This is a genomic window from Vibrio sp. V10_P2A27P122 (assembly GCF_963874335.1).
Taxonomy (GTDB): Bacteria; Pseudomonadota; Gammaproteobacteria; order Enterobacterales; family Vibrionaceae; genus Vibrio; species Vibrio anguillarum.
Genome location: NZ_CAWNHY010000164.1, coordinates 1 through 3,536, shown reverse-complemented (window position 1 = coordinate 3,536; position 3,536 = coordinate 1). Strand labels below are relative to the sequence as shown.

Annotated in this window: 2 protein-coding genes and 2 tRNA genes; 2 read left to right on the top strand and 2 right to left on the bottom strand. The window is 44.1% G+C overall.

What is annotated here, in order from left to right; translation table 11 throughout:
* The first annotated feature begins 269 nt into the window (after positions 1 to 269).
* Positions 270 to 1,409, top strand: coding sequence for a flagellin (locus AACQ17_RS07665; RefSeq protein WP_017045944.1), 1,140 nt, complete (start codon positions 270 to 272; stop codon positions 1,407 to 1,409).
* A gap of 506 nt (positions 1,410 to 1,915) precedes the next feature.
* Positions 1,916 to 3,049: a flagellin gene (locus AACQ17_RS07660; RefSeq protein WP_026029038.1), complete on the top strand. Its 1,134-nt coding sequence runs from the start codon at positions 1,916 to 1,918 to the stop codon at positions 3,047 to 3,049.
* Between the two features lie 172 nt (positions 3,050 to 3,221).
* On the opposite strand, the gene AACQ17_RS07655 is transcribed toward AACQ17_RS07660, so the two are convergent.
* Together AACQ17_RS07655 and AACQ17_RS07650 are read right to left on the bottom strand one after the other, a co-directional pair.
* A tRNA-Leu gene (locus AACQ17_RS07655) sits at positions 3,222 to 3,306 on the bottom strand.
* Positions 3,307 to 3,358: 52 nt separating this feature from the next.
* A tRNA-Met gene (locus AACQ17_RS07650) sits at positions 3,359 to 3,435 on the bottom strand.
* Positions 3,436 to 3,536: the final 101 nt, after the last annotated feature.

Below are 3,536 nucleotides of genomic sequence, written 5' to 3'. Positions count from 1 at the left end.
TCTGTTGCTAACGAGAAAAAACTGGATGCTCACTCACAAAGATAGAATGAATGAATTTCTTCTAAGTGATTAAAAAACAAAGAATATTAATTTTAATATCAGATGTTTTAAAAGTTGGCATACTAATTGAATTGTCTATATCAGAGTTGATACAACAAGTTTTTAAATCGGCAAATAGCGGATTTAGCAAGTTCACGGTCAGTGCTTCCAAATGAGAGTAAAGCTGGCCGCTTCGCAAAAAGCTTGCGAACTCACTAGGAGAGCAAACTATGACCATTACAGTAAATACTAACGTCTCAGCAATGACTGCTCAGCGTTACCTTAATAAAGCGACGGGTGAATTAAATACCTCGATGGAACGTTTATCATCAGGTAATAAAATCAACAGCGCTAAAGATGATGCGGCAGGCTTACAAATTTCAAACCGCTTAACCGCTCAGTCTCGTGGCCTAGATGTGGCAATGCGTAATGCCAACGACGGTATTTCGATTGCTCAGACCGCGGAAGGGGCAATGAATGAGTCGACCAGTATCTTGCAACGTATGCGTGATCTTGCTCTTCAATCAGCAAACGGCACCAACTCGGCGTCAGAGCGACAAGCTTTGGATGAAGAGTCGACCGCATTGCAAGATGAGTTAAACCGTATTGCAGAAACGACCTCATTCGGTGGACGTAAACTGCTCAACGGTTCGTTTGGTGAAGCATCATTCCAGATTGGTGCGAGCTCAGGTGAGGCGATCATTATGGGGCTTACCAGCATACGTGCTGATGACTTCCGTATGGGCGGCCAATCGTTCCTTGCAGAGCAAGGAAAGGACAAGGATTGGGGAGTGCCAGCGGGCGCACGTGATTTGAAATTTGAATTCACCACCCAGGCAGGTGAGCTTGTTACTCTCGATGTGTTAGCCAAAGATGGCGATGATATTGAAGAGCTAGCGACTTACATTAATGGTCAAACCGACAAGCTTAAAGCATCGGTTGATCAAGACGGTAAACTGCAAATTTTTGCCGCAGAACCGAATTTACAAGGTGACCTTGCCATCTCTGGTGGTTTGGCAACCGAACTTGGCCTAAACGGCGGACCGGGCGTTAAGACGACGGTTCAAGATATTGATATCACCTCAGTTGGTGGTTCTCAAAATGCAGTGGGCGTTCTGGATGCTGCGTTGAGATATGTGGATTCACAACGGGCAGAGCTCGGTGCGAAGCAAAACCGTTTAAGCCATAGCATCAACAACTTGGCCAATATCCAAGAGAATGTTGAAGCATCCAACAGTCGAATTAAAGATACAGATTTTGCGAAAGAAACCACGCAAATGACGAAAGCACAGATTCTGCAACAAGCGGGTACCTCGATTCTCGCTCAAGCAAAACAGTTGCCAAATTCTGCAATGTCACTATTGCAGTAATGTTAGGACCCTTCATCCAACAGCTCAGACGTGGGTTAGGTGAAGGAATCCTTGGCAAAGTATGATTATGGCCGAATATAAAGCTCTCTCAAGATGTACCCTGCTTTATAGTCATAGATAATCATGCGCCCCGGTCAGTCGGTAATGTGTTCATTTCTCTGATCTCCACATTGGCTCTGGCTACCAACTAGCCCCGGTTCTCTCAAAGGAAAAGGGGCTTTTCTTTATCTATAACTTCTTGCTCTCATCAATGCTCCTCAATCGCCCGTGAAGCCGACCAATCACGTCAAATCTTTAATGCTATTTTTGTATTTCAGCCAGTTTTGCAGCGTTTATCCCACTTTTAATCGATATTGGTTATTTTTTACGAAATCGTCGTTTTCCCGTTAAAGGATTCCTAACCGCAGTCGCTAATAATAGTACTTTGAGAGAACTACTTGGTTTTCCGAGACGTCGGAAACCGTTTGTCTATGACGCTAAGTCGGAAAATCAATAGGAGAACCACTATGGCGGTTAATGTAAACACTAACGTTTCAGCTATGACAGCACAACGCTACCTAAACAGTGCTAGCAATGCGCAACAGTTATCAATGGAACGTTTATCATCAGGCTTCAAAATTAATAACGCAAAAGATGACGCAGCAGGTTTGCAAATCTCTAACCGTTTGAATGTTCAAAGCAGAGGCTTAGATGTTGCCGTGCGCAACGCAAATGATGGCATTTCAATTGCGCAGACAGCTGAAGGTGCAATGAACGAAACCACCAACATTTTGCAACGTATGCGTGACTTATCTCTACAATCGTCAAATGGTTCGAACTCGAAAGCCGACCGCGTAGCGATTCAAGAAGAGATCACCGCGCTGAATGACGAACTCAACCGTATTGCTGAAACTACATCGTTTGGTGGCAATAAGTTGCTCAATGGTACTTTTGAGACGAAATCATTCCAAATCGGTGCGGATAACGGTGAAGCGGTCATGCTAAGCCTAAATAATATGCGCAGCGACAACGCAATGATGGGCGGTAAGAGTTACCAAGCGGCAAATGGACAAGATAAAGATTGGACCGTTAAAGCGGGTGCTAATGACCTTACCATTACGTTGACTGACAAACGTACTGGCGAGCAAACCATCAACCTAAGTGCAAAAGATGGCGATGACATCGAAGAGTTGGCCACTTACATCAATGGTCAAACCGACATGTTAAAAGCTTCTGTTGACGATGAAGGCAAACTGCAAATCTTTACTGATAGCAACCGTATTGATGGTGTAGCAACCTTTGGTGGCAGCTTAGCGGGTGAACTGAGTTTCCAAGCTGCAAAAGATGTGACAGTCGATACCATTGATGTCACCTCTGTAGGTGGTTCGCAAGAATCAGTTGCCATTGTTGATGCGGCACTGCAATTTGTAGACAGCCATCGTGCTCAACTGGGTGCATTCCAAAACCGTTTCAACCATGCGATTAACAACTTAGATAACATCAACGAAAACGTAAATGCTTCTAAGAGCCGAATCAAAGACACTGATTTTGCGAAAGAAACCACTGCCTTGACTAAATCGCAGATCCTTTCTCAAGCATCAAGCTCAGTGTTGGCACAAGCTAAACAAGCGCCTAATGCTGCTCTTGGTTTGCTTGGTTAAGTCGTTAACTTTTAAATTAAAAATCCAGCTTCGGCTGGATTTTTTTATGCCTCACTTTTCACGTGATCAAAGAATGGATCTGAAAAATGAATCAACAGTTAAAACGGGAGGAAAGGATATATTGTTATGAGGCTAATAAAACAAAACCCAGCCTAAGCTGGGTTTGAATTGATGGTGCGGAAGGAGAGACTTGAACTCTCACACCTTGCGGCGCCAGAACCTAAATCTGGTGCGTCTACCAATTTCGCCACTTCCGCAACTTGTACTGTAGATAGATTGAACATTGGTTATTCAAACTATCGTTGTAAATGGTGGCTACGACGGGATTCGAACCTGTGACCCCATCATTATGAGTGATGTGCTCTAACCAACTGAGCTACGTAGCCATTTAACAATCTTAAATCATGGTGCGGAAAGAGAGACTTGAACTCTCACACCTTGCGGCGCCAGAACCTAAATCTGGTGCGTCTACCAATTTCGCCATTTC